The 21,616-nt window shown below is 74.3% G+C and carries 22 protein-coding genes; 9 read left to right on the forward strand and 13 right to left on the reverse strand.

Annotation, left to right across the window (positions count from 1 at the left end):
- Window positions 1-15 precede the first annotated feature (15 nt).
- The 8 genes from mmuM to J2S41_RS06620 all read right to left on the reverse strand — a co-directional run bounded on the left by mmuM (window position 16) and on the right by J2S41_RS06620 (window position 8,465).
- Entirely contained in the window at window positions 16-906 is an 891-nt protein-coding gene (gene mmuM / locus J2S41_RS06585) for a homocysteine S-methyltransferase (RefSeq protein WP_310364367.1), read from the reverse strand.
- Complete coding sequence (locus J2S41_RS06590) at window positions 903-1,556, reverse strand: hypothetical protein (RefSeq protein WP_310364370.1); 654 nt, start codon at window positions 1,554-1,556, stop codon at window positions 903-905. Before J2S41_RS06590 ends, mmuM begins: the two co-directional genes overlap by 4 nt.
- Complete coding sequence (locus tag J2S41_RS06595; RefSeq protein ID WP_310364372.1) at window positions 1,556-4,411, reverse strand: FtsK/SpoIIIE domain-containing protein; 2,856 nt, start codon at window positions 4,409-4,411, stop codon at window positions 1,556-1,558. Before J2S41_RS06595 ends, J2S41_RS06590 begins: the two co-directional genes overlap by 1 nt.
- Window positions 4,404-5,408, reverse strand: a complete 1,005-nt coding sequence (locus J2S41_RS06600) for a hypothetical protein (RefSeq protein ID WP_310364374.1) — start codon at window positions 5,406-5,408, stop codon at window positions 4,404-4,406. Before J2S41_RS06600 ends, J2S41_RS06595 begins: the two co-directional genes overlap by 8 nt.
- 10 nt (window positions 5,409-5,418) lie before the next feature.
- Window positions 5,419-5,679, reverse strand: coding sequence for a hypothetical protein (locus tag J2S41_RS06605; RefSeq protein WP_310364376.1), 261 nt, complete (start codon window positions 5,677-5,679; stop codon window positions 5,419-5,421).
- Between the two features lie 237 nt (window positions 5,680-5,916).
- A complete protein-coding gene (locus J2S41_RS06610; protein ID WP_310364378.1) occupies window positions 5,917-6,279 on the reverse strand; it encodes a hypothetical protein in 363 nt (120 codons plus the stop codon).
- Window positions 6,276-7,280, reverse strand: coding sequence for a LysR family transcriptional regulator (locus tag J2S41_RS06615; protein WP_310364381.1), 1,005 nt, complete (start codon window positions 7,278-7,280; stop codon window positions 6,276-6,278). The genes J2S41_RS06610 and J2S41_RS06615 overlap by 4 nt, the downstream gene beginning before the upstream one ends.
- 552 nt (window positions 7,281-7,832) lie before the next feature.
- The gene (locus J2S41_RS06620; protein WP_310364384.1) at window positions 7,833-8,465 is read right to left on the reverse strand and encodes a hemerythrin domain-containing protein; all 633 of its coding nucleotides are present in this window, start codon (window positions 8,463-8,465) and stop codon (window positions 7,833-7,835) included.
- Window positions 8,466-8,583: 118 nt separating this feature from the next.
- Here J2S41_RS06620 and J2S41_RS06625 point away from each other — a divergent pair, with 118 nt between their 5' ends.
- Entirely contained in the window at window positions 8,584-9,885 is a 1,302-nt protein-coding gene (locus J2S41_RS06625) for a M20/M25/M40 family metallo-hydrolase (protein ID WP_310364387.1), read from the forward strand.
- A gap of 28 nt (window positions 9,886-9,913) precedes the next feature.
- A complete protein-coding gene (locus tag J2S41_RS06630; protein WP_310364389.1) occupies window positions 9,914-10,570 on the forward strand; it encodes a hypothetical protein in 657 nt (218 codons plus the stop codon).
- Between the two features lie 5 nt (window positions 10,571-10,575).
- Here J2S41_RS06630 and J2S41_RS06635 read toward each other — a convergent pair whose 3' ends face one another.
- Both J2S41_RS06635 and J2S41_RS06640 read right to left on the reverse strand, forming a co-directional pair.
- On the reverse strand, window positions 10,576-10,767 hold the full coding sequence (locus tag J2S41_RS06635; protein ID WP_310364390.1) for a DUF5703 family protein: 192 nt from the start codon (window positions 10,765-10,767) through the stop codon (window positions 10,576-10,578).
- A gap of 34 nt (window positions 10,768-10,801) precedes the next feature.
- Window positions 10,802-11,773, reverse strand: a complete 972-nt coding sequence (locus tag J2S41_RS06640; protein ID WP_310364391.1) for an aldo/keto reductase — start codon at window positions 11,771-11,773, stop codon at window positions 10,802-10,804.
- Between the two features lie 96 nt (window positions 11,774-11,869).
- On the opposite strand from J2S41_RS06640, the gene J2S41_RS06645 reads away from it, so the two are divergent.
- The 5 genes from J2S41_RS06645 (at window position 11,870) to mshC (ending at window position 16,558) form a co-directional block, all read left to right on the forward strand.
- Entirely contained in the window at window positions 11,870-12,919 is a 1,050-nt protein-coding gene (locus J2S41_RS06645) for an LLM class F420-dependent oxidoreductase (protein ID WP_310364393.1), read from the forward strand.
- A 23-nt stretch (window positions 12,920-12,942) separates the two neighbouring features.
- Window positions 12,943-13,659: an Rv2135c family putative phosphatase gene (locus J2S41_RS06650; protein ID WP_310364398.1), complete on the forward strand. Its 717-nt coding sequence runs from the start codon at window positions 12,943-12,945 to the stop codon at window positions 13,657-13,659.
- Window positions 13,660-13,797: 138 nt separating this feature from the next.
- On the forward strand, window positions 13,798-14,373 hold the full coding sequence (locus tag J2S41_RS06655; RefSeq protein ID WP_310364400.1) for an Rv2134c family protein: 576 nt from the start codon (window positions 13,798-13,800) through the stop codon (window positions 14,371-14,373).
- Window positions 14,374-14,398: 25 nt separating this feature from the next.
- The gene (locus tag J2S41_RS06660; protein ID WP_310364403.1) at window positions 14,399-15,232 is read left to right on the forward strand and encodes an Rv2133c family protein; all 834 of its coding nucleotides are present in this window, start codon (window positions 14,399-14,401) and stop codon (window positions 15,230-15,232) included.
- A gap of 81 nt (window positions 15,233-15,313) precedes the next feature.
- On the forward strand, window positions 15,314-16,558 hold the full coding sequence (mshC, locus tag J2S41_RS06665; RefSeq protein WP_310364406.1) for a cysteine--1-D-myo-inosityl 2-amino-2-deoxy-alpha-D-glucopyranoside ligase: 1,245 nt from the start codon (window positions 15,314-15,316) through the stop codon (window positions 16,556-16,558).
- Between the two features lie 782 nt (window positions 16,559-17,340).
- On the opposite strand, the gene J2S41_RS06670 is transcribed toward mshC, so the two are convergent.
- Window positions 17,341-18,135 (reverse strand): GntR family transcriptional regulator, encoded by a 795-nt coding sequence (locus J2S41_RS06670; protein ID WP_310364408.1) that lies wholly within the window; start codon window positions 18,133-18,135, stop codon window positions 17,341-17,343.
- 37 nt (window positions 18,136-18,172) lie between these two features.
- Here J2S41_RS06670 and J2S41_RS06675 point away from each other — a divergent pair, with 37 nt between their 5' ends.
- Window positions 18,173-18,520, forward strand: a complete 348-nt coding sequence (locus tag J2S41_RS06675) for a TM2 domain-containing protein (protein ID WP_310364410.1) — start codon at window positions 18,173-18,175, stop codon at window positions 18,518-18,520.
- Window positions 18,521-18,533: 13 nt separating this feature from the next.
- Here J2S41_RS06675 and J2S41_RS06680 read toward each other — a convergent pair whose 3' ends face one another.
- A complete protein-coding gene (locus tag J2S41_RS06680) occupies window positions 18,534-19,379 on the reverse strand; it encodes a LysR family transcriptional regulator (RefSeq protein ID WP_310364413.1) in 846 nt (281 codons plus the stop codon).
- 124 nt (window positions 19,380-19,503) lie between these two features.
- Here J2S41_RS06680 and J2S41_RS06685 point away from each other — a divergent pair, with 124 nt between their 5' ends.
- On the forward strand, window positions 19,504-20,292 hold the full coding sequence (locus J2S41_RS06685; protein WP_310364415.1) for an SDR family NAD(P)-dependent oxidoreductase: 789 nt from the start codon (window positions 19,504-19,506) through the stop codon (window positions 20,290-20,292).
- Window positions 20,293-20,643: 351 nt separating this feature from the next.
- On the opposite strand, the gene J2S41_RS06690 is transcribed toward J2S41_RS06685, so the two are convergent.
- Window positions 20,644-21,513 (reverse strand): PAC2 family protein, encoded by an 870-nt coding sequence (locus tag J2S41_RS06690; protein WP_310364417.1) that lies wholly within the window; start codon window positions 21,511-21,513, stop codon window positions 20,644-20,646.
- Window positions 21,514-21,616: the final 103 nt, after the last annotated feature.

A 21,616-nucleotide genomic window follows, 5' to 3' on the forward strand; every position in this document is an offset into this window, starting at 1 on the left:
GGCCCGGCGGTGCCGTCACGCCGGCGGGCGGACGGGTGGGCGGCCCAGGGTGGTGGCGATCGTCGCGATGGCGGCGGGGCCGACGCGGCAGCAGCCACCGATCAGGTGGGCGCCGGTGGGGATGCCGGCCGGCAGCGTGACCGGGCCGGTCCAGGCGCGGGTGGTCGCGTCCCAGGTCTCGCCGCTGTTGGGGTAGACGACGACGGGTTTGCCGCCGCCGGCCGCCCGTGCGACGGGGACGGCCGCGGCCGCGTCGGCCGGGGTGCAGCAGTTGACGCCGGTGGCGATGATCGCATCCACTCCGCTGACCAGGGCGAAGGCCTCGGACAAGGGCTGGCCGGCGCGGGTCCGGGAACCCTCGACGGTGTAGGACAGCCAGGCCGGTACGCCGAGGCCGTCCAGCGCGAGCAGCAGCGCCTCGGCCTCGCGGGTGTCGGGGACGGTCTCCAGGGCGAGCACGTCGGGGCCGGCCTCGGCGAGGATCTCCAGGCGCGGGCGGTGGAAGGCGGCCAGCCGGCGCACGCTCAGGCCGTAGTCGCCGCGGTATTCGGAGCCGTCGGCCAGCATCGCGCCGTACGGGCCGGCGGACGCGGCCACCCAGGCGGCACCGCCGGCGGCCTCGCGGGCCAGCGCCACGCTACGGCGCAGCAGGGCCGCGGCCTCGGTGGAGCCGATGCCGGCGCGGGCGAAGCCGGGCAGCGTGGCCTGGTAGCTGGCGGTGGTGAGCACCTGCGCGCCGGCGCGCAGGTAGGCGGTGTGCGCGGCGACGATCGCGGCCGGGTCGTCGCGCAGCAGCCGGGCCGACCACAGGCCGCCGGACAGGTCCGCGCCCGCGGCCTCGAGCTGCGTGGCGAGGCCGCCGTCCAGCACCACCGGGCCCGCGGCCAGCGCGTCTGCGAGTGTCACCCGACGTTCTGTACCACGATCGCCAGGCCGGCCGCCACCAGCGCGGACACCACCAGCACGGTCACCGAGCCGGGTTCCAGCACGGCGCCGCGCCGGTCCGCGTAGACCTTCGCGGCCAGCAGCGCGATGATCGGGCCGAGCGCGAGCGTGAGCAGCAGCGCCAGCACCGGCAGCACCACGGCGAGGTCGCCGCCGAGGGAGCGGCCGGCGGCCCGCACGCCGAAGCCGGCCAGCCCGGCCAGCACGCCGCCGAGCACGCCCAGCGCGACCAGCACGTTCCGGGTCTGCTCGGGCAGCCCGGGGCGGCGGCCGGAGCGGGCCAGCTGCGCGTGCGCGTCCAGCAGCCACTCCTCGGCGCCGCGCGGGTCGCCGTCCGGCGGCGTCAGCGGCGTGGGGTGGTGACCCACGCGGCCGAGGCGTGCGCGGGCCTCCTCCCAGGCGTCGTAGACCCGCATGTCGATGTCCTGGAAGTGGTGTTCGGCGGCCCGCATCCCGGCCTCGGCGTCGGTGGCGCGCTGCTCGGCCTCGCGGTACTTCGTCTCCGCGTTCGCCACGGTGCGTGCGTACCACTCGTGCGCCTCGGCGCGGTGCGTGTCCACCTCCGCGTCGATGCCGGCCAGGCCACGGATCAGCTCACGGTAGGAAGCCATCAGGTCCATCCGTACGGGATGATCGCCTCGGCGACGCGGTGCACCGCCCGGTCGAAGAACAGCCCGCGCCACGGCCGCGGATACCAGGCCGGGCCGCGGCCGTCCGGGTAGAACTGGGACAGCTCGCTGCCGTGCACGTCCAGCGCCAGCCACGCGCCGATCGCGTCCGTCCGCGAGCCGATGCCGCCCAGGTCGTCGCGGAGCCGGCCGGGCTGCCGCCACCAGCCGAGCACGTGCGTGTGGTGCTCCGGGCCCGCGGTGAGGATTCGCCGCAGGTCGTCGAGGCCGGTCGGGGCGGCGGCCGGTTGATCGGGGCCGGCGGGTTTCGGCGCGGCCCCGGCGTGCGCGCCGACCGGCGGGATGATGCCGCGCCGCTGAGCCGGGGCCGGACCCGAGCGGGCCAGCCTGGGGGTCACCGCGTCCACCGCGTAGAGCAGCAGGAAGTGCGGTTCGTCGCCCTCGTCCTCCAGCCCGGCCGCGGTCGCGCGCAGCAGCGCGGTCACGTTGTCCGCGTGGTAGACCGCGGTCCGGTCCGGCGGCAGGATGCCGTGCAGCGCGTCCACGGCCAGCGCGGCGGACGCGTCCAGCACCGCGACGGAGAAGCGCGCGCCGCCGTCCGGGTACTGCGCGGCCAGCGAGCGGGCCGCCGCGTTCAGCACCGCGCAGGCCTCGTCCGCCCGGGTGCCGAGCACGGCCAGGTTGCGGCCGGGCGCGCGGTTCAGCGCCAGCCGCGCGGACCGCGCCTGCACGTCGATCGCCTCGCCGAGCAGCGCGACCGGCATGCCGGTGGCCCACCGCCGCCCGGCCGGGTCCGCGCCCGGGGCGAGCGACACGAAGTCCGGCGCGGTCTCCAGGCGCGGGATCGCGTCGCCGTCGAACAGGCGCGGGGCCAGCGAGCCTTCGGGCCGCCGGGTCCACAGCTCGCGTTGCAGCGAGCCCCACGCCTCCCGGTCGCCGGCCGGCGGCACGCGCAGGATCCGGTTCGCCTCCGGCGCGCCGGAGTCCGGGTTGACGATCGCGTGGTGGCGGGGCAGCGTGTCCGCGGCCGTGTTCTGCTCCGGCAGCACCTTGCGCGCCTTGGGCAGTGCGATCCGCAGCGAGAACTGGGCGACCAGCGACGGCCGGCCCCACAGCGCCTCGATGCCGGAGACGTCCTGGCTGGCCAGGACCAGGTGGATGCCCTGCGAGCGGCCGCGGCGGGCCAGGTCGTCGAGCAGGTTGACCGACTCGGTGACCACCGCGTCGCGGCCGTTGAGCAGCACCTGGAACTCGTCGATCACGGCCACGATCCGCGGCCAGTGCCCGGCCGGGTCCTCCGCGCGCAGCTCCGGCAGCTTGGTCGCGTCGAACGCCTTGGCCGCGTCCGCCCGGCGCCGCAGCTCCTCGCCGAGGAACCGCAGCAGCGCCAGCCCGAACTCGCGGTCGGTGTTCACGTTCACCCCGACCAGGCGTACGTGCGGCAGCCAGCTCGGGTCCCGGCGGCCCGGCGCGAACCGGGCGAACGACACGCCCTCCTTGAAGTCGAGCAGGTAGAACTCCAGCTCGCCGGGGGAGTAGCGGGCCGCGAGCGCGCCCATCCAGGCGTAGATCAGATTGGTCTTGCCGGTGCCGGACGGGCCCGCGATCAGCGCGTGCGGCGGGTAGTCGGCCAGCGTCACCGGCACCGGGCGGCCCTGCGCGTCCTCGCCGACCGGCGCGACCAGGCCCTCCGCGGAGGACTCCCGCCAGAACTCGGCCGGGAGCAGGTCGGCGAACCGGACCGGGGCCGGACCCTCGGCCGCCCGCCGGGCCAGCGCCGTGGACGTCTCGGTGACCAGCCGCGCCGGCGGTGGCGGGTCGAGCACCACGGGCAGCCCGCGCAGGCCGCCGACGCGCACCCGGCCGCCGGTGCCGGTGCGTACCCGCTCCACGGCCGGGCCGGACGGCATCGGCAGGCCGCGCACGATCAGGTGCACGCCGCAGGCCACGCCGGTGCGCGCGATGCGTTCCAGCTGCGCCTGCTCGTGCGGGGTCAGCTCGTCCTTGCGGCCGGCGCCGAGCAGCACCGCGATCCGCCACGGCTCCGGGCGGCGGCCCTCGGCACGGGCCAGCTCGCGCAGCGACGTGTACGCGCCGGCCAGCACCTTCTCGTTGATCCGCCGGATGTGGTCGACCAGGCCGTCGAGCAGCCCGGACAGGCCGCCGGGACCGACGAACGTGAGCAGTCCCGCGTTCGCCAGCGCGGCGAAGCCGGCCAGGCCGCCGCCGAGCTGCTCCGGGTCGTACCCGGTGATGTGCACCTGGCCCGGCGGGGCGGTGCCGAGCGCGCGCAGCAGCAGCGTGGTGACGACGCGGTCGCCGGTCTCGGCGTATCCGGGCGCGTGCGCCGGCTCGGCGTCGCCCGCGGCTATCTGCCGCGCGGTCGCGGCGTCCTCCGCCTCGGGCAGCGTGGACAGGTGCACGTGCGCACGGTCAAGGAGCGGGACCAGCGCGGGTACGGGTGTGGTGCGGGCGATCCGGACCGCGCCGATCCGCAGCTCCGGCGCCACCTGCCCGCGCTCGGCCGGCGTCGGCTTCCACTCGTCCCAGCCGTCCCCGGCCGCGCCCGGCGCCTCCCGGTCGCCGGCCTCCGCCGCCTGCCGGGTCAGCGTGGCCAGCTTCGTCGCGTACAGCTCGTCGATCTCGGCCAGCCGGGCGTCGCGCTGCCGGGCCGCGCGCACCGGCACCTCGTCCGCGACCGTGCCGAGCCGGTCCAGCCGGGCCAGGGCGGTGTCCAGCTCGCGCTCCGCGTCGGCCAGGTCGCCGCGGGCGCGGCCGAGCGCGTAGGACAGCGCACGGCGCACCTGGTCGACGGAGGTGGTCCGCGAGTCAGGCATCGGCGTCGGGGTCCCGGTACGTCGGCACCGTCTCCGGCGCGGACGGGTTCAGCGAGCCGGGGTCGCGGCCGAGGCGCTTGAGCAGCACGCCGGTGAGCACCGCACCGGCCACGGCCGCGTCCGCCGGGTGCGCGCGCTCGGCCTCGTTGCGCCGGCGCCCGTCCTCGGTGCGCTGCTCGCCGTCGCCGTCCGGCTCGTCCTCCCGGGACTTGCGCTGCTCCGGGGGCACCCGGCAGACCCGCTCGGCCAGCGTGTCGATGGTGGTGGCGGGCAGGCCGGGGAGCAGTTCACGCAGCTGCTCGGCCTCCTTGCGTACCCGCGGCAGGTCCTCGGGTCTGGGCTCGTGTCCCAGCAGGTCCGCGGTCAGCCGGTGCAGCAGCGCGGGGGTGAGCGCGGCCAGGCCCAGCCCGACCGGGGGCTCGACCTCGCCCAGCTCGCGGCGCATGCGGCCGGGGCTGTCCGCGCCGACGGACGCGGCGACGCGACGCATCAGGTCCGCGCTGTCCGTGGCCGCGTCGCGGTCGTGCCGGTCCCGCTCGCCCGGCGTGGCCCGGCCCGGGCCGCCGGCCGCGCCGGCCGACTCGTCGGCGCTCGCCTCGCCGCCGGTGAGGACCGTGACGCGCGCCTTCCACCAGCGGCCGAGCGGCGCGGCGTCCGGCGTCCGGGGCTGCTCTTGCGGACGGTCGCGCTCCTCGAACGCGACCGCGTCCCGCCAGCTGCCGTCCGCGCCGCGGGTGGCGTCGTGGGCCAGGCCGATCGCGGCGAGGTACTCGCTGATCGCGTCCTGCGCGCTGCGCAGCGCGAACACGGCGTGCTCGGCGTGCTCGGTGGCGTTGGCCAGCTGCGGCACGCCCATCGGCTGGGAGGACGCCTGGCGGACCCAGACCAGCAGCTCGGACGCGACCCGCAGGCGCTCCAGCGCGGCGAGGACCAGCCCGACCGGGAGTTCGTCGTTGGTCGCGCGGATGCGCGCGCCCAGCTCTTCGAGCAGCGACATGGCGTCGGTGCTACAGCGTCGCCGTGTAGGTCTGCGCCTGTTCCACCGCGGCGAGCGTGGCGGTGTAGCAGTTCTCCAGATCCACGGTGGCCTGCTGCAACGACGCGTACGCCGCCTGGGTGGCCTGGTGGCCGGAGCCGTCCCATGCCGAAGCCAGACTCATCTGCGCCTCCGAGAGTTTCTCGTTGGCCGCGCTGATCGCCACCTGGGACTCGGTCACCTGCTGGATCGCGGCCTCGATGGCGGCGCGGACCTCAGCGACACTGGCCACTCGAACCCCTCCCCAACTTCTGCGGGAAGATCCTAACGGAGGCGGGTGTCCTCCGTGGAGCGCCCCGGCGTCTCGTAGGGACAATCGCCGGCGAATGTCGTGTATCGGGATAGCGCGACACTGCGTCTCCGTACCGTAACCACTCGTCACTTCGCTGCGCCACTCGAAACACGGCGAATAGTTGCTCACGCCGTCTTTCATTCATCGCACGGATCGTGAAACCTCAGCTTTGAGGCCTCATCGGACGGATCGCGGGCCGAGCACGCCCGCGCCCAGCGCGGTCACCCGCTCGCGCAGGCCACGGTCGGCGGTCACCACCACCACGGCCGGGTCCCCGGCGTCGCGCACCAGGTCGACGATGGTGTCGTCGCCGGAGCCGGGCGCGTCCACCACGGACACCCCGGGCGCGGCGCCGATGCCCTTCGCACGGCCCTCCACCACGAGCACCACATCCAGCGGCGGCGGCAGGCCGGGCAGTCCGGCGGCGGCGATCGGGCGCAGCCGCTCGCGCAGCCGCACGGCGGCCCCGGCGCGGTCGCGCCACCACCCGTCCGGCACCGAACCGACCACGTTCGCCCCGTCCACCACCAGCAACGTCATGCCAACGAGACTAGGCGCTCGTCGGCGCGCGCCGGGCCGTTGCCGCCCTGCACGCCGAGTCTCGGCTTGCCCGCCACCCACTCCAGGTACCGCGTGTTCCGCGCGACCGACTCCTGGTACGACGCCGTGGCCAGCTCCACCACCCGGTGCGCGAACCCGGCCGCGCCGCTCTCCGGGTGCCAGCCGACCAGGTGCCGCCAGCGCAGCGGCGTGCCGGCCAGCGGCACGGTCACCAGGCCCGGCGGCGGCCGGAACGTGGGCTGGCAGATGCCGATCGCGGCGCCGGACTCGACCATGTCGATCGCGGCCCGCACGTCGATCTCGAACACCTGGCGTGGCGTGAACCCGGCCCGTGCGCACGCCGCCGCGAAGCAGTCCGCGAAGCAGCCGTCGCCGGGCGCGGCCACCCAGTTGTCGTCCGCCAGGTCGCCGAGGGCCACCTCGTCCGCGCCGGCCGCCTTGTGGCTCTCCGGCAGCATCACGCACACGCCGTCCACCGCGACCGCGGCCCAGGCCAGCCCGTACTCCGCGGACGGCGACGAGTCGCCGCACATGCCGAGCAGCGCGAAGTCCAGCCGGCCGCCGGCCAGTTTCTCGTACAGCTCGTCCCGCAACCACGACGAGTACGTGGTGATCTGCGCCTGCGGCTGGTCCTCCGCGAGCCGGCGCAGCAACCCGCCCACGATCGGGCCCATCGTGGAGCCGATCCGGTACCGCGTCATGGCGCTGCCGTTGCCCGCCAGCCGCGCCGCCTCGTCCTGCAGCCCCTTCATCGCCGGCAGCAGCACCCGCGCGCGGGCCAGCACCAGCTCGCCGAGCGCGGTCGGCCGCGCCCCGCGCCGGTCCCGGTCGAACAGCGGGCCGCCGAGCGCGCGCTCGATGCGTTGCAGCTGCGCCGTCAGCGCGGGCTGGGCGAGCCCCAAGGTCGAGGCCGCCTTAGTGACACTCCCCGTTTCCGCAATCGTGCAGACCACCTTGAGATGCCGCAGCTCCAGGTTCATAGCGTGACGGTAGGACGCGCGGGGGAGTAAGCGAAAGAGTTTCAGGCAATGAAGTCCGGCCGAAAATATGAGCCGGAGTTCGCGGGCGCCCGTCGATCAGTTCACCGCCGCCTTGTGCTGCGGTAACCCGCCGGTACCGCGCGTCCCGGGGGCACCCTACGGTGCAGAACAAGGGAAACCCCGATCCCACCTGCTGATCCACTCAGGCCTTCGGGGTGCGCCGCCGCCTGCGGCTTTGTGGGTGATCGTCACCCGATCGGGGGCTTCCCACCGGCGCCGGGCGTACCCATTCGGATCGACTCGCACCGTTGCCGCGACAACCTCCGATGGCGCCGATCCGTTCACCATTTCTTCTCATCGCAATTCGGAGGGTTCAATAGTTGAAACAATCCCGTGCTGCCCCAAGGTCAACGCCTGCCGGGCGAGAATCCCACAGCTGGTGATCTTCGGTGACCCGCCACGGATCCGACCGGGAGGCCGGCCACGGCCGACCGGTGCCCGCTCCCGGCTTGCGGGCAGCGGCCACGCCGGAAGCGGGACGATCAAAAGGGTTCAGGAGTCCTTGAGGTCCGACGGGTACGTCGGCCGGCCGGTGACCGCGTCGAGGACCTTGTCGACGACGGCGACCGCGGGGTCGACGACCTTGTTCCACGGCGGCGTGGCCGGGGTGCCCGGGTGCGGGCGCGTGGGCGCGGCCTCCTCGGCGATCTGCACGCGGTTGCCGAGGCGGATCAGGTCGGCCTCGCTGGCGGCGTCCGCGAGGCCGGGGAGGAGCCGGCCGGTGGCGGTCTCCGCATGCCGGGCGAGTTGCCCGCAGATGGTGCCGGCGATGCGGTCGAAGTCCGGGTCGGCGGGCTTGATGGAGGAGAGCGACCGGAGCGTGAGCAGGATCTCGCGGTCCTCGGCGATCTCCCGCTCGGCCAGCGTGCGGCCGTCGTCCAGGGTGCCGGCGACGGCGGGGTAGAGGTACTGCTCCTCGGCGGAGAGGTGCCGGGTGACGGTGGCGATGACGACCTCGGCCACCCGGGCGCGCTCGTCCTCGGGCACGGACTCGTCGGTCAGCCGGGAGCAGAGCTCGGCGATGCGGCGGTGCTCGTCCGCGAGGACCTTGACGACCTCCTCACCGGCCGGCTTCCACGTCTCGTCGCCGGGGGTGCTGGGGAGCGGGGGAAGGGGGAGAGCCACGGAGTCCTCCTAGAGACGGGCTGGCGGACGCGTGATTCCCGGGGCGCTCGACCGGCAAACGCCCGCGCGGTCACGCGGCGAGCGCCGCGCCGTCAACGGGGGATGGTAAGAAAGGCGGATGAGCGACGCGGGTGAGGTTGTCGGGATCTGCCGGGACCTGCTGCGGATGGACACCAGCAACACGGGTGATCCGGAGACCAGCAAGGGTGAGCGGGTGGCCGCGGAGTACGTGGCGGAGAAGCTCTCGGCGGCCGGCATCGAGCCGGTCGTGCACGAGACGCTGCCCGGCCGGACCTCACTGGTGGCGCGCATCCCCGGCGCCGACCCCGGCCGCGGCGGCCTGCTGGTGCACGGGCACCTGGACGTGGTGCCGGCGGACGCGAGCGAGTGGTCGGTGGATCCGTTCGCGGGCGAGATCCGGGACGGCTACCTCTGGGGCCGCGGCGCGGTGGACATGAAGGACTTCGACGCGATGGTGCTGGCCGTGGTCGGGCAGTGGCATCGGGAGGGGTACGTGCCGCCGCGCGACATCGTGCTCGCGTTCACCGCGGACGAGGAGGCGGGCGGCCGGTACGGCGCGAAGGCGCTGGTCGAGGAGCGCGCGGAGCTGTTCGAGGGGGTGACCGAGGGGATCGGCGAGGTCGGCGGCTACTCCTTCACGGTCCACGACGACCTGCGCCTCTACCTGATCGAGACCGCGCAGAAGGGCATGGACTGGCTGCGCCTGCACGCCAAGGGCCGTCCGGGGCACGGCTCGATGGTGCACGACGACAACGCGGTGACCGCGCTCGCGGCGGCGGTGGCCCGGGTCGGCGCGCACAAGTTCCCGCTGACCGTGACTCCCACGGTGCGCACGTTCCTGGAGCAGACGACCGAACTGCTCGGCATCGAGCTGGACCTGGACGACCCGGAGAAGGCGATCGCGAAGCTCGGCCCGATCGCGAACATCATCGGCGCGACCGTGCGGAACACGGCGAACCCGACGCGCCTGGACGCGGGCTACAAGGACAACGTGATCCCGGGCCGGGCGTCGGCGACCATCGACTGCCGGACGCTGCCGGGCCAGCAGGAGCTGTTCTACGAGCAACTCCGCGAGCTGGTCGGGCCGGACATCGAGATCGAGTCGCGGGACCCGCAGGGGGCGCTGGAGACCTCGTTCGACGGCGCGCTGGTGGACGCGATGGCGTCCGCGCTGAAGGCGGAGGACCCGGGCGCCCGCGCCGTGCCGTACATGCTGTCCGCGGGCACCGACGCGAAGCACTTCAACCGGCTCGGCATCCGCTGTTTCGGCTTCGCGCCGCTGCGGTTGCCGGCCGACCTGAACTTCTCCGCGCTGTTCCACGGCATCGACGAGCGCGTTCCGGTGGAGGGTCTAGAGTTCGGCACGCGAGTGCTGGACCGATTCCTGCGCGGTTGCTGAGTACACCCCTAGATCTGAGGAACCTTCCATGACTGATGTGCAATCGACCGACCTCGACGCCGCGCTGGAGCGCGTGTTCGAGGCGGCGCGGGCCCACCTCGCGGCCGTCAAGGCGAGCGGCGGCGCGGTCGAGGACGACAACGTCGGCAAGGCGTACGTCGCGCTGAACAACGCCTCGTTCGAGTACGACGAGCTGCTGCTCGACGCGTTCAACGAGGTCACGCCGTGGGACGTCAAGCCGATCGACGAGGACGAGGCGGCGCACGACCACGAGCACGAGCACGAGCTCCCGACCGACCCGTACCCGAACGCGATCGCGGTCCGCCAACGCCGGGACTACCGGGTGCCGAGCGTCGCCGCGCTGATCCGGGTCGCCGAGTCCGCCCGCCGCGCCGCCGCCGGCCCGGACGCGGACGACAAGGAGCTGGGCGAGCCGATCACCTCGGTCGGCGAGGCCGTGCTGGAGCTGCTGCAGAGCGGCGACGGCTCGCTCGGCGAGCTGGACATCCCGGAGCTGGAGCCGCTCGACGGCCTGGTCACCGTGACCGAGGTCGCGGCGCCGCTGGACCTCGACGCGTTCGAGGAGGAGGACGGCGACGGCCCGTTCGCCCCCGGCCCGGAGGACCGGCTGCTGGGCCGGCTGGACGAGCACCCGTTCCTGGAGCTGCCCGAAGAGGAGCGCTAGGAGCGCTAGATCGACAGGCCCGGTTGCGGTTGCTCCCGGACCCGGCGGCGCAGCATCACCTGCCGCGTGCCGTCCCGGTAGAGCCGCACCCGGGCCAGCTCCCAGCCCGAGAACTCGGCCTGGATCGCCAGCTGCGCCGTGGCGGTCATCCGGTCGACATTCGGGGGCAACCGCAGCGGCGCGTATTCGTAGTCCATGGCGTATATCCTGCGCCGGTCGAGCGCCGAATTGCTAGTCGTCGCGCTCGGGGTAGCCGTAGCCGATGGCGGAGACGTCGTCGAGCGCGAGCGTTATCTCCGCGGGCAGCTCCACGTACTCGGACTGGAGCGCGCCGAGCAGCTGGCCCACCGTGCGTGCGCCCAGGATCGGCGCCACCACGCCGGGCTGGTCGCGGACCCAGGCGAGCGCCACCTCCAGCGGGGACACGCCGAGCCCGCCGGCCGCGGTGACGACCGCCTCCACGATGCTGGAGCTGCGCGGGTCGAGGTAGCTCTCCACGAACGCGGCGAAGTGCGGCGAGACCGCGCGCGAGTCGGCGGGGCGGCCGTTGCGGTACTTCCCGGTGAGCACGCCGCGGCCGAGCGGCGACCAGGGCAGCAGGCCCAGGCCGAGCGCCGCGCAGGCCGGGAGCACCTCGCGCTCGACGCCGCGCTCCAGCAGCGAGTACTCCATCTGGGTGGCGACCACCGGCGCGCGGCCCGGGTAGGCGGCCTGCCAGGTGGCGGCGCGCGCGGTCTGCCAGCCGGAGTAGTTGGACAGTCCGACGTAGCGCACCCGGCCGCTGTCCACGGCGTGGTCGAGCGCGGCCATGGTCTCCTCCAGCGGCGTGGCCGGGTCGTACCCGTGCACCTGGAAGAGGTCGACGTAGTCGGTGCCGAGCCGGCGCAGCGACGCGTCCAGGCTGCGCAGCAGGTGCCCGCGCGAGCAGTCGCGGCGGCGGCCGCTGCCCGGCCGTACCCCCGCCTTGGTGGCGATGAGCAGGTCCTCGCGCGGGACGAGGCCGCCCAGCAGAGAGCCGATCACCGCCTCGGCGTCGCCGTCGCCGTAGACGTCCGCGGTGTCGACCAGGTTGCCGCCGGCGTCCAGGTAACTCTTCAGCTGCGCGGCCGCGTCGTCGGCGTCGGTGTCCCGGCCCCACGTCATGGTGCCGAGCGCGAGCCGCGAAACCGCTAGCCCGCTTCGGCCGAGCGGTCGCTGTTGCATGGGTGAACCTTATTAAGAACAGCGCCGTACGGATATCCTCGTCGGCACTCTGACGTTACTCGTGGGTATCGAAAACCGGCTAAAGGGGTTGAACGCGTGAAACTCGGACTCAGCCTGGGGTATCAGACCGCGTGGAGCACGCCCGCGGACCACCTCGCGCTCGCGCAGGAGGCGGACCGGCTCGGCTACTCCGTCGTGTGGGCGGCCGAGGCGTACGGCTCGGACTCGGTCAGCATCCTGTCCTGGATCGCCGGGCAGACCTCGCGCATCGACGTCGGGTCCGCGGTCATGCAGATCCCCGCGCGCACGCCGGCCGCCACCGCGATGACCGCGGCCACCATCGACACGTTCTCCGGCGGCCGGTTCCGGCTCGGCCTCGGCGTCTCCGGCCCGCAGGTCTCCGAGGGCTGGCACGGCGTGCGGTTCGGCGCGCCGCTCGGCCGCACCCGGGAGTACGTGGACATCGTGCGGATGGCGCTGAGCCGCTCCCGGGTGGAGTACCGCGGCGAGCACTACACGCTGCCGCTGCCGGACGGGCCGGGCAAGGCGCTCAAGCTCAGCTTCCGGCCGCCGCGCGCGGACATCCCGATCTACCTGGCCGCGGTCGGCCCGAAGAACCTGGAACTGGCCGGCGAGATCACGGACGGCTGGCTGGCCATCTTCTACGCGCCCGACCTCGCGGACGGCTACCTCGCCTCGGTCGCGGCCGGGCGGGCGCGGGCCGGCCGCGAGCTCGCCGGTTTCGACGTGGTGGCCTCCGTGCCGGTGGCGACCGGCGACGACGAGGCCGCCTGCGCGGACCGGATCCGCCCGCACGCGGCGCTCTACGTCGGCGGCATGGGCAGCCGGAAGCAGAACTTCTACCACCAGATCGCGGTACGCATGGGGTACCCGGCGGAGGCCGCCGAGGTGCAGGAGCTCTACCTCACCGGGCGGCAGCGGGACGCGGCCGCGGCCGTACCGCACGACTTCATCGACCGCACCTCGCTGATCGGGCCGAAGAGCAAGATCAAGGACGGCATCCAGCGGTACGCCGAGAGCGGCGTCACCACGCTGTCGGCGCACCTGTTCACGCCCGACCTGCCCTCGTCCGTCGCCACGCTGCGCACGCTGGCCGAGGCCTACGAGGCGGCCGGGGTCGGGTGAGCGGCCCTGTAGTGTGAACCGCTGTGGCAACCGTCCTTCTCCTCCGGCACGGGCGGACCACCGCCAACGCCTCCGGCACGCTCGCCGGCCGACAGCCCGTCGAGCTGGACGACGCCGGCCGTGGCCAGGCCGCCGCGGTCGGCGCCCGGCTCGTCGGGCTGCCGCTGGCCGCGGTGGTCTCCAGTCCGCTGCTGCGCTGCCGGCAGACGGTCTCGCTCGCGCTGCCGGACGTGCTGCCGCAGCTGGAGGACGGCATCGTGGAGTGCGACTACGGCGCCTGGGAGGGCCAGCCGCTGAAGAAGCTGGCCAAGGACCCGCTCTGGCCGGTGGTGCAGCAGCACCCGAGCGCGGCCGTCTTCCCCGGCGGTGAGGGGATGGCCGCGATGGCGTCCCGGGCCGTGGCCGCGGTCCGCCGCTGGGACGAGAAGATCACGGCGGAGCACGGGCCGGAGGCGGTCTGGCTGGCGTGCAGCCACGGCGACGTGATCAAGGCGATCGCCGCGGACGCGCTCGGCCTGCACCTGGACCAGTTCCAGCGGATCGTGGCGGACCCGGCCTCGGTGACCGCGATCCGCTACACCGCGACCCGCCCGTTCGTGCTGCGCTCCAACGACACCGGCGGCGACCTGGCCTCGCTGGTCCCGCCGCCGGTCAAGAAGCACCGGGGCCGCCGCGCGACCGCGCCCGCGGAGTCGGACGCGGCCGTCGGCGGCGGTGCCGGTGGCGGCCAGTTGCCGTGACGTGATCCGCTGACGTTGTCAACGGCGTGATGATCAACACCTGGCATGTCCTGTGTGCCCGGAATCCGCCGATCGGTTCGGTCTCATTCGGCCCTGTGCGCTACGCGCGTGACCGTTCGGGCGGATAGGGTTCTCCGTATGACCCACCAGGTGCATGCGTTCGAGCCGCCGGACCGGTTCGTCGCCGGGACCGTGGGGACGCCCGGCGACCGGACGTTCTTCCTCCAGGCCCGGGGTGGCGGCCGAGTGGTCAGCGTGGCGCTGGAGAAGGTCCAGGTGTCCCTGCTCGCGGAGAAGCTTGAGGAATTGCTCGCCGAGGCGCACCGCCGCTTCGGCGTCGACCTGCCCGTGCTCGCCGCCGGCGCCGACCCCGACAACGACCCGCTCGACACCCCCGTCGACGAGGAGTTCCGGGTCGGCACGCTGGGCCTCGCGTTCGACGTGGACACCGCCACCGTCATCATCGAGGCGATCGCGGCCGGTGAGGGCGAGCAGGAGCTGATCGGCGACGACGACGACGCCGACGACGAGGCCGAGGAGCCCGACGACGACCTCGACCGGCTGCGCGTCCGGCTGACCCCGGAGGCCACCCGCGCGTTCATCGACCGGGCCCGCCGCGTGCTCTCCGCCGGCCGCCCGCCGTGCCCGCTCTGCGGCCAGCCGCTCGACCCGCGCGGCCACCTCTGCCCGCGCCACAACGGCTACCATCGCTGATCATGACCTGCGTACCGGGGGCCGCGTGACGTCCACCGAGACCGAGCGCGTGCTGGACGAGCCGGACGCGCTCCAACTGCTGCGCCGCGGCGAGCTCGAGCTGGAGGGCCGGCTCGTCGACGCGTCCAACACCACGCTGCGTGCGTTCGTGACGCTCGACGGGATCACCCGCCGGTGCGTCTACAAGCCGGTGCGCGGCGAGCGCCCGCTCTGGGACTTCCCGGACGGCACGCTCGCCGGGCGCGAGGTCTCCGCCTACCTGGTCTCGTCCTGGCTGGGCGAGCGGGACCCGGGCTTCGCGCTGATCCCGCCGACCATATTGCGCGACGGGCCGCTCGGCCCCGGCGCCTGCCAGCTCTGGATCGACGAGCCGGACGACGCCGAACAGGTGGTCGGCTTCGTCCCGGTCTGGGAGCTGCCGCCCGGCTGGTTCCGGGTCGCGTCCGCGGAGGACGAGGACGGTGAGCGATACGCGCTGGCCCACGCGGACGACGAGCGGCTGGCCCGGCTCGCCGTGCTGGACGCGGTGCTCAACAACGCGGACCGCAAGGGCGGGCACGTGCTGCTCGGCCCCGGCGGCCGGATCTACGGCGTCGACCACGGCATCTGCTTCCACACGGAGGAGAAGCTGCGGACCGTGCTGTGGGGCTGGTCCGGCAAGCGGCTGCCCGACTGGGCGCTGGCCGCGCTGGAGCAGTTGCGGGCCGGGCTGCGTGGCGACCTCGGCGAGGCGCTGGACGAGCACCTGACCACGGCCGAGGTCGACGCGGCGCGACGGCGGGTGGCGCGGCTCTACGCGCGCCGCAAGTTCCCCGACCCGCCGGAGGGCTGGCCGGCCGTACCGTGGCCGCCGATCTGATGCTTCCCGCGCCGCTCGGGTGAGCGCTTGATCACCCGATGGTACGGACCGAAGGCGCGGGCCGGTCGTTAGGCTTGCGCCATGGATGCATGGACCGGGCACGAGGTGCCGGGGCTGCCGGGTGACGGGCGGCCGCTGAGCTTGTACGACGCGTCCCGGCAGGGCGTCTTCCCGGTGACGGCGTCCGCCGGGCCCGCCTCGATGTACGTCTGCGGCATCACGCCATACGACGCGACGCACCTCGGTCACGCCGCCACGATGATCGCGTTCGACCTGGTCAACCGCGTCTGGCGGGACACCGGCCGGGACGTGAACTACGTGCAGAACGTGACCGACATCGATGACCCGCTGCTGGAGCGCGCCGCGCGCGACGGCGAGGACTGGGTCGTGCTCGCGATGCGCGAGACCGCGCTGTTCCGCGAGGACATGGAGGCGCTGCGAATCATCCCGCCGCGGCACTACGTGGGCGCCGTGGAGTCCATCCCGGAGATCGCGAGCCGGGTGGCCGGCCTGCTCGCCGACGGCTCCGCGTACCGCCTCGACGACGGCACCGGCGACGTCTACTTCGACCTCGCGGTCGCGGCACCCCGATTCGGGTACGAGTCCCGCCTGAGCCGCGAGGAGATGCTGCCGCTCTTCGCCGAACGCGGCGGCGACCCGGAACGCGCGGGCAAGAAGGACCCGCTGGACCCGCTGCTCTGGCGCGGCACCCGCGAGGGCGAGCCGGCCTGGGACGGCGGCGCACTCGGCCCCGGCCGCCCCGGCTGGCACATCGAGTGCGCGGTGATCGCGCTCGGCCTGCTCGGCGACCGGATCGACGTACAGGGCGGCGGCAACGACCTGATCTTCCCGCACCACGAGTGCTCCGCCGCGCACGCCGAGCGCCTCACCGGCGTCGCACCGTTCGCCGGCCACTACACGCACGCCGGCATGATCGGCCTCAACGGCGAGAAAATGTCCAAGTCCCGCGGCAACCTCGTCTTCGTGTCCCGCCTGCGCGCCGACCACGTCGACCCGATGGCGATCCGGCTGGCACTCATCGCCGACCACTACCGCGCCGATCGACAATGGACGGACGACCTCCTCAAGACCGCACAACAGCGCCTGTCCCGCTGGCGCGAGGCGATCGCCCGCAACGGCGGCCCATCCGGCACCGCGGTCCTGGAGGCGGTGCGCACCCGGCTGGCCGACGACCTCGACACGACCGGCGCACTGGCCGCCGTGGACGAGTGGGCCGCGGCCACGCTGGCCGGCGACCCGGCCGACCCGGACGCCCCCCGCCTGGTCGCGGACACCGTCGACGCACTCCTCGGCGTGCGCCTCTAACCTTCCCGCCACGGTCCCGGCCCGCCGGGTCCGGTCTGCCGGAATGCGGAATACCGCGGGGTTCCGGCCTGCCAGGGCCCCGGTGCGCCGGGACCTCGGCTGCCGCGGGGACCTCGGCTGCCGCGGGGACCTCGGCTGCCGCGGGGACCTCGGCTGCCGCGGGGACCTCGGCTGCCGCCGGGACCTCGGTCTGCCGCCGGGTTTCGGCCTGCCATGGGTTCGGCCTGCCGTCGCGTCCCGGCCTGCCGGGACGTCGGCTTGCCGCTGGGTCCTGGTCTGCCGCGATCTCGTCTGCCGAGGTTCGGTCTGCCGTGATCCCGGCTTGCTGGGACCTGCTCGGCCGGGACCTCCTCCGCCGGGGTCCCGGCTTGTCGAGACACCAGGTCCGCCGTGTTGGCACCCGGCGATCTCGGCCCCGCAGCGATCCCGGCCCCAGCGATCCTCCCGCTCGCCCCGGCGATGCCGCCCTCCGGGTCCCGGCCTCCCGGGTCCCGGCCTCCCGGGTCCCGGCCTCCCGGGTCCCGGCCTCCCGGGTCCCGGCCTCCCGGGTCCCGGCCTCCCGGGTCCCGGCCTCCCGGGTCCCGGCCTCCCGGGACCCGGTCTGCCGGAGTCCTGAGCGGCCGGGTGCCGATCTGCCGCGATCCCGGCCCGTCGTGACTCCCTGGCGCGTCGATCTAGGGCGGATTCCGGCGCGTCGATCTTCAAACGCGCGAATCCGCCCTAGATCGACGGCAACGCGCGGCGTGTGGTGCGGGCGCGGAGGCGGGAGGAGTGGCGGCGGGTTAGGCGAGGGTGAGGCCCGGGTCGGGGTCGGGGTCGGGTGTGGGGGCGGGGATCGTGTACTGCTCGGTGAGGGTGGTCTGCGGGCCGGGCCAGGTGGCCTGGGAGACCTCGATCGGCTTGTGCGCGGGGTCGAAGGCCACGTGCAGCAGGTGCAGCACGGGCGTGTCCGGGCGGATCTGGAGGATCATCGCCTCCTCGCGGGACGGCTGGCGTGCGCTGATCACGTCGCTGGCGGACGCGTACCGGCGGCCGATGACCTCCTCGGCCTCCTGGTAGAGCGGGCGGCCGAACGCCTCCATCCGCTCCAGGCTGGTGCCGGCGGCGTCCTGCACGCGGAACCACGCGGCGCCGACCTCGACGGGGGAGTCGTCCACCCGGACCAGGTGCCGCCGCACGATCAGGTCGGTGCCGTCCTTCACGCCGAACGCGTCCGCCACCTCGGCCGGCGCGGGCGCGCGGGTGACCTCGATGAGCTGTTGCCGGTAGCGGGCCGCGAGATCCGCGTGGTAGCCGCGGTGCCCGCCGTAGCGCCCCCGGGAGAGGCGGTTGAGCCGGCGGCGGGTGCCTCGCACGTACGTGCCGGAGCCCGGCTTGGTGATCAGCAGCCCTTCCACGCGCAGTTGGTCGATGGCGCGCTGCACGGTCTGCTTCGCCACGCCGTACTGCTCGGCGATGCCCGGGATCGACGGCAGGCGCTCGCCGGGCTGCCAGTCGCCACGGCGGATCTGCGTCCTGAGCTGGTCGGCGATCTGCCGGTGCGGGAACTCGGCGGCGCCGGGATTGATCTGGGCCATGCGCGGTGTGCCCTTCTCTTGCGGCTAGGTTCCTAGGATGCCGTACGGCGGGGGCGGCGCGCCACCGCGACACGCGATATCGTGGGCGGTGATGCTGCCGGAGTGGGAACGTCTGCGGATCCAGCGGGCCGAGGCGGAGTTCGCCTCGGTGCAGAAGCGCGCGCGGGTCGCCGTCGCGCTCTGGGTCGTGATGGGCGTGTTCGGCGGGCACCGGTTCTATCTCGGCGATACCGCGCAGTCCGCGGCCATGCTGTTCACGCTCGGCGGGCTCGGCGTGTGGACGCTGATCGACGGCTTCTTCCTGCTCCGCCGGGTGCGGGTGGTCAACGGCCGCCGGCGTGCCGCGATCATGGCCCGGCACGGCATCATCGAGCAGACCGCCTGACCGGAGCGACCGGTCATCGAAGCCGCGTGGCGACCCGTACCAGCGCGGCGACGTCCCGTGACCGGCTGTGCGCGGGCCAGACCAGGTGCACCGTGAGCGGCGCCGCGTCCGTGACCGGCACCGCCGCGACGCCGCGGGGCAGCGACGGCCGGGCCGACTCGGGCAGCACCGCGCAGGCCCGGCCGAGAGCGATCAGCTGGAACAGCTGCGCGCTGTCCAGGAACGCGGGGCCGGGACCGTCCGGGTAGCTGCCGTCCGTACGGGGCCAGCGCGGCCGCGGAAGGTCGGGCAGCTCGGCCAGGGTCAGTGCGGGCCGGGCCGCGAGCGGGTGCCCACCGGGCAACACCACGATCACGCCCTCGGTGGCGATGTCCTCCCGGTCGAGGCCGGTGGCGGGATCGTCGTCCGGCAGGTGCAGCAGCGCCACGTCGGCCCGGCCGTCGCGCAGCATCCGCTCCGGCTCGCCGATCTGCGCCGGCACCACGTCCACGGGCACCGCGCCCGGCTCCGCGGCGTACGCGTCGAGCAGCGCGGCCAGCAGGTCGACGGAGACGCCGGCCTTCGTCGCCAGCGCGATACCGGGCCGCTCCGCCTCCGCCCGCCCGGCGCGGCGGGTGCGGCGGTCGGCCGCCTCCACCGCGTCGAGCGCGTTGCGGCCCTCGCGCAGCAGCACCGAGCCGGCCGGGGTGAGACTGACCGTGCGGCCGGACCGGACGAACAGCGGGGTGCCGAGGCGGCGCTCCAGCTTCTGCACCGTGCGGGTCAGCGCCGGCTGCGCGATGCCGAGCCGCGCGGCCGCGCGCCCGTAGTGCGACTCCTCGGCGACGGCGACGAAATAGCGCAGTTCACGGGTCTCCACGCGGGGCAACGGTACTCCGGACGATAACGCGCCGGCATCGGTCGGTCCGCACTCGGCATTGGAGCACCGGGCGTGGTGGGCCGCAGGATCGAAGGGTCACCGACGCTCGATGGGAGTAACGCACATGGATCTGGAGCTGACGGGCAAGCGCGTCCTGGTCACCGGCGCCAGCAAGGGGCTCGGCCTGGGGATCGTCAGAGCCTTTCTCGGTGAGGGCGCCGAGGTGGTCGCGGTGGCCCGGCGCGGCACGGCCGAGCTGGACGCCACCGGCGCCACGTTCGTCGCCGCGGACCTGGCCCGGGCGGACGGGCCGCGACGGATGGTGGACGCCGTGCTCGCCGGCGACGGCCGGCTCGACGTCCTGGTCAACAACGCGGGCGGCGGCGAACTGCCGGACGACGCCTTCGGCGACACGTTCGACGGCGACGACGACGTCTGGTCCGAGGTGGTCGCGTTCAACCTCCTCTCGGTGGTACGCGTGACCAGGGCCGCGCTGCCGGCGCTGACCGCGTCGCGCGGGGCCGTGGTCAACATCGGGTCCAACTCGGCCCGGGTGCCCGGCGCCGCGCCGCTGCCGTACGCCGCCGCCAAGGCCGCGCTGGCCATGGTGTCGCGCGGACTGGCGGAACGGCTGGCGGCCTCGGGCGTACGGGTCAACACCGTGTCGCCGGCCGGCGTGCGCTCATACACGCACGAGGGCCCGGACGGCTACACCGCGCGGCTCGCCGCGCACCTCGGCATGGACCACGCCACGCTGCTGGAGGCGCTGCCGCGCCAGGGCGGCATGCTCACCGGACGGCTGGCCGAGCCGGACGAGATCGCCCGCGCCGTCCTGCTCCTCGCCTCCCCCACCCTCCCGAGCGCCATCGGCCAGAACTGGTCCATCGACGCCGGCGCCGTCAAAACCACCTAACCCCACCCCGCCCACCCCCTGCCGCGCCCACCCTTCCTGCCGCGCCCACCCCCTGCCGCGCCCACCCCTGCCGCGTCGAACCCCCTGCCGCGTCGATCTAGGGCGGATTCCGGTGAGTCGATCTCCGATCACGCGAATCCGGCCTAGATCGACGCGGGCGGGCAGCACGCGCGGGCAGGCAGCGCGGGCGGGCAGCGCGGGCGGGCAGCGCGCGCAGGCAGCACGCGCAGGCAGCACGCGCGGGCAGCGCGCGCAGGCAGCACGCGCAGGCAGCACGCGCAGGCAGCACGCGCAGGCAGCACGGCCAGGCAGCGCGCGCGGGCAGCGCGGGCACCGGGCCGGGGCGGCGGGTTACCAGGAGCCGGCGGTGGGGCCGGGGGAGCCGCCGCGGCGGCGCAGGTACTTCTCGAACTCCTTGGCGATCTCGTCGCCGGACAGGGGCTGGATGCCGGCGTCCTGGGAGCGTTCCTCCAGCTCGCGCACGTATTCGCCGAGTTCGGCGTCCTGCTCGGCGGCGGCGCGGACGCGCTCCTCCCACTCGGCGGTCTCCTCCTCCAGGTCGGCGGTGGGGACCGGGATGTCGAGCACGTCCTCGATGCGGTGCAGCAGCGCCAGCGTCGCCTTCGGGCAGGGCGGGTTGTTCGCGTAGTGCGGCACGTGCACCCAGAACGAGACCGCCTCCAGGTCGGCCCGGGTGGCCGCGTCGTGCAGCACGCCCACGATGCCGGTCGGCCCGTCGTAGCGGGTCGGGACCAGCTTGTAGCGCTCGGCCGCGCCGACCTCGGTGGCGCCGCCGCTGATCGGCAGTGGCCGCGAGTACGGCACGTCGGCCAGCAGCGCGCCGAGCAGCACCACCTTGTTGATCTCCATGCTGTGGCAGACCTCGAGGATCTGCTCGCAGAACGTGCGCCAGCGCATGCTCGGCTCGATGCCGCGGATCAGCACCACGTCGCGCTCCGCGCCGGGCGGGCTGGCCACCATGAACTTCGTGCTCGGCCACTCGATGCTGCGCGTCTCGCCCTCGGCCATGGTCACCGTCGGGCGGCTGACCTGGAAGTCGTAGAACTCCTCAGGATCGAGCTCGGTGACCTTGCGTGCGTCCCACACCTGTTCCAGGTGCTCGACGGCGGCCGTCGACGCGTCGGCCGCGTCGTTCCAACCCTCGAACGCCGCGACCGCCACCGGGGATCGCAGCATGGGCAGCCCGTCGAACTCCGTCACGCCATCACCCTTTCCATACTCACCTCAAGCAGCCTACGTCCCGGCGCCGGAACTGGCTTGTCGGCCGCGCCGCCGGGCCGAGTGCTGGGCGCATTGCGTACAA

It is taken from the genome of Catenuloplanes atrovinosus (assembly GCF_031458235.1).
Classification (GTDB): Bacteria; Actinomycetota; Actinomycetes; order Mycobacteriales; family Micromonosporaceae; genus Catenuloplanes; species Catenuloplanes atrovinosus.

What these genes read in the sequence shown, in the direction of transcription:
- J2S41_RS06590 (WP_310364370.1), bottom strand. Translation starts at nt 1,556, where the DNA reads ATGGCTTCCTACCGTGAGCTGATCCGTGGCCTGGCCGGCATCGACGCG.
- J2S41_RS06595 (WP_310364372.1), bottom strand. Translation starts at nt 4,411, where the DNA reads ATGCCTGACTCGCGGACCACCTCCGTCGACCAGGTGCGCCGTGCGCTG.
- J2S41_RS06600 (WP_310364374.1), bottom strand. Translation starts at nt 5,408, where the DNA reads ATGTCGCTGCTCGAAGAGCTGGGCGCGCGCATCCGCGCGACCAACGAC.
- J2S41_RS06610 (WP_310364378.1), bottom strand. Translation starts at nt 6,279, where the DNA reads ATGACGTTGCTGGTGGTGGACGGGGCGAACGTGGTCGGTTCGGTGCCG.
- J2S41_RS06615 (WP_310364381.1), bottom strand. Translation starts at nt 7,280, where the DNA reads ATGAACCTGGAGCTGCGGCATCTCAAGGTGGTCTGCACGATTGCGGAA.
- J2S41_RS06625 (WP_310364387.1), top strand. Translation starts at nt 8,584, where the DNA reads ATGAGCGACGCGGGTGAGGTTGTCGGGATCTGCCGGGACCTGCTGCGG.
- J2S41_RS06630 (WP_310364389.1), top strand. Translation starts at nt 9,914, where the DNA reads ATGACTGATGTGCAATCGACCGACCTCGACGCCGCGCTGGAGCGCGTG.
- J2S41_RS06635 (WP_310364390.1), bottom strand. Translation starts at nt 10,767, where the DNA reads ATGGACTACGAATACGCGCCGCTGCGGTTGCCCCCGAATGTCGACCGG.
- J2S41_RS06640 (WP_310364391.1), bottom strand. Translation starts at nt 11,773, where the DNA reads ATGCAACAGCGACCGCTCGGCCGAAGCGGGCTAGCGGTTTCGCGGCTC.
- J2S41_RS06655 (WP_310364400.1), top strand. Translation starts at nt 13,798, where the DNA reads ATGACCCACCAGGTGCATGCGTTCGAGCCGCCGGACCGGTTCGTCGCC.
- mshC (WP_310364406.1), top strand. Translation starts at nt 15,314, where the DNA reads ATGGATGCATGGACCGGGCACGAGGTGCCGGGGCTGCCGGGTGACGGG.
- J2S41_RS06670 (WP_310364408.1), bottom strand. Translation starts at nt 18,135, where the DNA reads ATGGCCCAGATCAATCCCGGCGCCGCCGAGTTCCCGCACCGGCAGATC.
- J2S41_RS06675 (WP_310364410.1), top strand. Translation starts at nt 18,173, where the DNA reads ATGCCGTACGGCGGGGGCGGCGCGCCACCGCGACACGCGATATCGTGG.
- J2S41_RS06685 (WP_310364415.1), top strand. Translation starts at nt 19,504, where the DNA reads ATGGATCTGGAGCTGACGGGCAAGCGCGTCCTGGTCACCGGCGCCAGC.